The sequence below is a fragment of the Deltaproteobacteria bacterium genome, from assembly GCA_019310525.1.
Lineage (GTDB): Bacteria > Desulfobacterota > DSM-4660 > Desulfatiglandales > HGW-15 > JAFDEE01.
The window spans coordinates 1-5033 of the sequence record JAFDEE010000158.1 but is presented as its reverse complement, the minus strand read 5'-3'; the positions used below and the strand labels follow the sequence as shown (position 1 = coordinate 5033).

Sequence of the window (5033 nt, the reverse complement as noted above, 5' to 3'; positions counted from 1 at the left end):
AGAAGATCCTTCTGCTAGAGATTGGCTTGCGGAAGAAACCTGTTCGGCCGCCGCCACGACTTGATATGCAGCCTCATTCAGGCCCCCGATGATACGGCGGATAGGCCTTGTTATCCCCCTGGTGATGAAGAAGGCAAGAATCACTCCCGCCAAAAGGGTCATGAGGGTCATGACTTTCATGGTGGCGCTTGCAAGGCTGCTCTGGCGAGCGGCCTCCATGGCGACTCGATGCGCCTCCTTGGTGTTGATTTTTTGGAATTTTTTGAGCACCTGTGATGGAATTCCTGAGAAACAGCCTCCAGGTCATCAGCCTTTCTTGCAATGCCGTCCTGATCCTTGGCCCTCGCGGCGTCTATCAACGCGTTGCCCGCCTCGACAAAGCGGTCGTGAAGCCCTGCTGCCTCGTCGACCAGGGCAGGCCAACCGGCCTTCACCAGGTCGGGATCTGTGCTTAGAAGCTTTTTTGTATCCTTGAACGCCCTATCCTCTTGTTTTTCGAGATCCCGAAAGGTTTGAATGTATTTGTCTTCTCCATGAATCACGTAAAGTGTAACGGCCAGTTCTTGCATTGCGGCAGTATCGGCCAGTTCACCACCCAGAACCGCAAGAGGAAGATGGGTTTCGTTGCATTGCGGCAGTATCGGCCAGTTCACCACCCAGAACCGCAAGAGGAAGATGGGTTTCGCATAGATCGTTTACATCGTTCGAAACCTGGGTGGTTTTCAGGATCCCTCCCCCTCCGATGATCATGGACAACAGGATCATCAAACCGAATCCTGCCGCGATCTTTTTCCCTACGGTGATTCCTTTCATCACTTTAAACCCCCTCTCTCTCCCGAAGCGATCACTTTTGCTCCGCACATCTTACGCTATACTCAGAAACTGTTTTGCATTTCACACCAGCTTGTCCCCCAGATCCTCACCTTTACCCCCTCCTCTTGGCGGGATTGGGTGGGGTAGGCCGGGTATCCTCACAACTTGACATCGCAAATAGATGCATGATCAATGCCAATTAGACTTTTTTATGCGTCGTTTGTTGCGAGGTATATGGTGGTGATTAGAATAATATTTAATGGGTTGAATTGTGTAATATTGGTTTAATGCTTTATGATCCCTTGGTTTCAAAAGGTGTCAAATATGGGCCCCGAACGTCAAAGGTGTGTCACTGAGTGGGGAGATATTGACGGATAGAATTGGAACCGGCGTGATTCAGGTTTTTGGGGCGGGGTGATTCCCCTCAAGATACCCCGCTGTCTAAAGCGGGTGAGACCTTTGAAAAACGCTCCCTTTTGCCCAATCTCGGCGTCAGGCTCAAATTTTAATCCTCGAAATACTTCAATGTATGGATGCCTGTCCCGTTTGGGATACCTAGCGGGGCGGTTAAATTTTTCGCCTTTCTTGACCTTGAACAAAATTGAACGTTTTTCAAGGGTCTCCGGGTGGCTTTACCCGCTTTACCCGGCAGGATCATCAAAATCCGTTTCTTTTTAAGAATTGAATGATCTGTCTGGTGTACTCTTCGGGGTAATGTTCGTAAGTGTTGTGGCCGCACCTGGGTAGGACGGAGAGTTCGGCATTGGGGAGACGGTGATAGAAGGCAAGGCCTTGGTCCACGTCAAAGATGGAGCTTCTGTCTGGATAGAGAACGAGGACCGGGCAAGTGATGTCGGGCAGAAGGGGGCGAAGGTCAAAGATCCCCCTGCCGTAAGCGCCGCCGTAAAGCCGAAACTGGTTGAAAAAGGGCTCGGCATACTCTTCGCCGTGCCAGTCGATAAGTTTTTTCCGGAGTCCCTCCGGAAGGTCTTTGAAGGGCGTGGGAAACTTCTCGCGGTTGAGCTCCTCCATCGGGACCCTGCTGTAACACTGGGTGCTCGAGACAGTGATGGTTTTGACCCGATCTGGGAAGGCCGCGGTGTAATCCAGGGCCACCACCCCTCCCTCGCATTGGCCGACGATATGAAAGGAATGAAGATCCAGGTGCTCGACCAGGGCAGCCAGGTCCTCAACGGATTGGGAGCGGAAGCGGTCACTCACGTAAGAGGCCGGAAAATCCTCGAACCTTTCCGATCGTCCGTATCCTCTCCTATCGTAGAAGACAACTCGGTAACCCGCCTTGACCAGGGTCGGGTAAATCTCTCCCCAGATTTTGCTGCAACCGAAACCGTGATGGAGGAGCAGGAGGGTGTCTCCTTCGCCGTGCACTTCATAGTAGAGATCGGGCTTCATGGGATTATCCCTTGGCATTGGTCGATTTTCCCGGCGGAATCCCACCGGTGACTCCCCCGCCCCGCCATCCTTTTCAGTTGTTTCCGGAAAATCGCGCGTCGATCTCGCCACGTCGGGACAGCCGTTCAGGGAAGAACCTCCCGTTGTTGAAGGGCTCTTATCCGTATCAATCTCAAATGTCAAGTTTCGACGGCATGATTCAGGTCGCCCAAGAGCTCCTGGAGGTCGAGGGAATACTTTTTGGTAACTTCCTCCAAGGGATCAAAGAGGGCTTGACAGCAGAGGCAGACGCCGGCCTTTCCGTCGTATTTCTTAAGAACAGCCTCCGTCTCCTTGAAGGCGGAAACAATGTCCAGTATGGTCATGTCGGGGCGAATCGCCGGATCTGGTTTATGTGGAGAACTGTTCATCAGGTTTTCTCCTGTGATAGGGTTTCTTCCGGGGCCTGGGGGATATGTTCAATGATTTCCGACACCTGGGTTCCAGGAGTGGGGCGGGCATACCTGCCTGCAATCCGGTTGGCCCGGGCGGCGAGGGCACCCGCCCGCCAGGGCGAAGGCCAGGCCCGCCAAGACCATTCCCCAGAAATTCCAAAAATGCATGGTGTGGGCCACGGGTTGATTGGCGAAGCCTGGATGAAACTGGCCAAAAATGAAATTCGTGATGAAGGCCAAGAACAGAAACGAGAGGACCCCGGAGAAAAGGTGCATCTGGCGGAAAAGGATCAGGTCCCGGAAGGCCCCCATAGTGCAGAAGCGGCTTCTCTGGGCCAAGAACCCAACGGCAAGCCCCACGATGAGGGAGACTGCCAAAGGTGCATGCATGGCGCCGGGCCCCTTAACGCTGTAAAAAAGCACGCCGCTTTTCTCCTGGCCCTGTACCTGGGGGTAAATGAACATGAGCGCCAGGAGCCCGAGCATCAAAAGGGGAAGAAGCCAGCCCACCGCAACGGGGGTCCTCTCTGATCTCCCGAGACTGTATCCGGCCTTGAGAAACCGGGTACCAATCCAGATTCCGGCGATCAGGCCTAGAAGCCCCAGGATGGCGTTTCCGTCTCCGGCCGAGAGCCTCAAGAGGGTTCGCCAGGGACAACCGAGGAAGACCAGTGCCCCGATCATTGCAAAGGCCCCTAAAAAGAATCGGACCACAGGTGCCGAGCCGGCCCTGGGACGGAATTCCTTGAAAAGGTATGCCGCGATGAGTGAACCCAGCACAAAGCCGATGATTTCCGGCCGCAGGTACTGGACCACCGCAGCCCTGTGGAGCCCCAAGGCCCCGGATATGTCCCGCTCGAAACAGGCCACACAGATCCCCATGTTGCCCGGGTTTCCCAGTTTTTGAAGGAGCGGGGCGAGTACGCCGATGAAGGCGCCTACACCGATTATCCCCCACCGCGTCGCAAACAGATTTTTCCCTCCGATGAGTCAAACAGGAAAAATCTATCCTTTCGGGGTGTTATATCGGGTTGTTCGATAGGTGATAGGGATCTGGTTTGAGAAAGTCAATCCCCCGCTTTAGAACTTCCAGCGGAGATGGAGGTGAATCTTGGAAGAGACCCGCTACCCCCTCGACGGGGTCTTGGACCTGCACATGTTTTCGCCCCGGGATGCCGCCTCGGTGACGGAGGAGTATCTCCTCGCCTGCCGTGAGGCGGGAATTTTCGAGGTTCGCATAATCCACGGAAAGGGGAAAGGGGTCCTGAGGCGGACGGTTCATGGCCTCCTTTCCAGGCACCCGATGGTCTTGGATTTTCACCTTGATTCAAGCGCATCCGGATGGGGGGCGACCTTGGTGCGGCTTCGTCCGGAGTAAAAATGACTCCGGGGCGGGTTTGGGATGCAGGGAGAGGATAGAAGGGCTTTTGAAACCGCGATTTTAAGAGACTTCATATATGGGGTTCATAAAAAAACGCGAATAGGCCCCGCTTTCTCTGGGACCTGCTGCCAGATCCCCGCCCCTGAAAACAAGCGAGAGGGAAGACTCACTTACCACAGAGGGTTCGCAAGAAAGGCACGGGACCTACTCGCGAATTTTTATTTTAACGCTGTGTAGGGGAAAAAGTAAAGAAGTTATCGGTAATCCCGGATGTTAAAAAGGCATTGTGAAGAGGGTTTCATTAGTGCCCATCCATAAATGGCCCTTTTCCCCTATCTTCCGCCTTCGCCGCGGCTACGGCGAGACCAAGCTGCGTCAGGCTCAGATTTTAATCCCTTTGGGTTGAATTCCCCGCCGGTTGCGGCGGTAAATACAAGGTCCCTGATTGATACCCCGCTGCTTGCAGCCGGGAGCTCTACTTTCCCTGAATTTCCATTGCGGGTTCCATGATGGGCTCGACTGGAGGAAAAGACCGGGCTATCAATTTGAGATCGATTTTGTGAAGAAAAAGAAAGAAAATCTACCCCACCCCTTGAAATCCCATGGGCAGGGGTTATTATAAAAGGCATCATTCTGGTCCTTGGAAGTTGCGAAAGAAGAGGATAGGGAACCGAAAAAACGGACAAAGTGAATAAGTACCAGAACATCCGACATGGTTGTCCTGGAGAGTAAGGCTTTCCGCTCCTTGATAATACCGGGAGCTGATGTATATAGAGCGGTTTTTTGCGGGAGCCGTTCCCATTTTGGAGGAAATCGGAAACCCGGATTTCAGGGGAATGGACAGGACATGGGGCCATGGCCCGAAAAGGGTCGACATCCCGTGTTGAGCAAAACTTGACCAGCCGTTCGAATTAAAGCGAAAAGCGCCTGCCGGGTGTTACGGTGGAGCGGATGAGACCTTTGAAAAACGTTCAATTTTGTTCAAGGTCAAG

Annotated in this window: 6 protein-coding genes; 1 reads left to right on the top strand and 5 read right to left on the bottom strand. The window is 53.5% G+C overall.

Annotated elements, in window-relative coordinates:
* Positions 1-176: 176 nt before the first annotated feature.
* The 5 genes from JRF57_16475 to JRF57_16455 all read right to left on the bottom strand — a co-directional run bounded on the left by JRF57_16475 (position 177) and on the right by JRF57_16455 (position 3647).
* A complete protein-coding gene (locus tag JRF57_16475; GenBank protein MBW2305289.1) occupies positions 177-569 on the bottom strand; it encodes a hypothetical protein in 393 nt (130 codons plus the stop codon).
* A 19-nt stretch (positions 570-588) separates the two neighbouring features.
* Positions 589-813, bottom strand: a complete 225-nt coding sequence (locus tag JRF57_16470; GenBank protein MBW2305288.1) for a hypothetical protein — start codon at positions 811-813, stop codon at positions 589-591.
* 657 nt (positions 814-1470) lie between these two features.
* Positions 1471-2244 carry an alpha/beta hydrolase gene (locus tag JRF57_16465; GenBank protein ID MBW2305287.1) on the bottom strand — a complete coding sequence of 258 codons (774 nt, stop codon included), beginning with the start codon at positions 2242-2244 and terminating at the stop codon, positions 1471-1473.
* 161 nt (positions 2245-2405) lie between these two features.
* Entirely contained in the window at positions 2406-2636 is a 231-nt protein-coding gene (locus JRF57_16460; protein ID MBW2305286.1) for a hypothetical protein, read from the bottom strand.
* Between the two features lie 48 nt (positions 2637-2684).
* Positions 2685-3647, bottom strand: coding sequence for a YedE-related selenium metabolism membrane protein (locus JRF57_16455; protein ID MBW2305285.1), 963 nt, complete (start codon positions 3645-3647; stop codon positions 2685-2687).
* A 169-nt stretch (positions 3648-3816) separates the two neighbouring features.
* Between JRF57_16455 and JRF57_16450 the strand changes: the two genes are divergently transcribed.
* A complete protein-coding gene (locus tag JRF57_16450) occupies positions 3817-4038 on the top strand; it encodes a Smr/MutS family protein (protein MBW2305284.1) in 222 nt (73 codons plus the stop codon).
* The last annotated feature ends 995 nt before the right edge of the window (positions 4039-5033 follow it).

What these genes read in the sequence shown, in the direction of transcription:
- JRF57_16465 (MBW2305287.1), bottom strand. Translation starts at nt 2,244, where the DNA reads ATGCCAAGGGATAATCCCATGAAGCCCGATCTCTACTATGAAGTGCAC.
- JRF57_16470 (MBW2305288.1), bottom strand. Translation starts at nt 813, where the DNA reads ATGAAAGGAATCACCGTAGGGAAAAAGATCGCGGCAGGATTCGGTTTG.
- JRF57_16450 (MBW2305284.1), top strand. Translation starts at nt 3,817, where the DNA reads ATGTTTTCGCCCCGGGATGCCGCCTCGGTGACGGAGGAGTATCTCCTC.
- JRF57_16475 (MBW2305289.1), bottom strand. Translation starts at nt 569, where the DNA reads ATGCAAGAACTGGCCGTTACACTTTACGTGATTCATGGAGAAGACAAA.
- JRF57_16460 (MBW2305286.1), bottom strand. Translation starts at nt 2,636, where the DNA reads ATGAACAGTTCTCCACATAAACCAGATCCGGCGATTCGCCCCGACATG.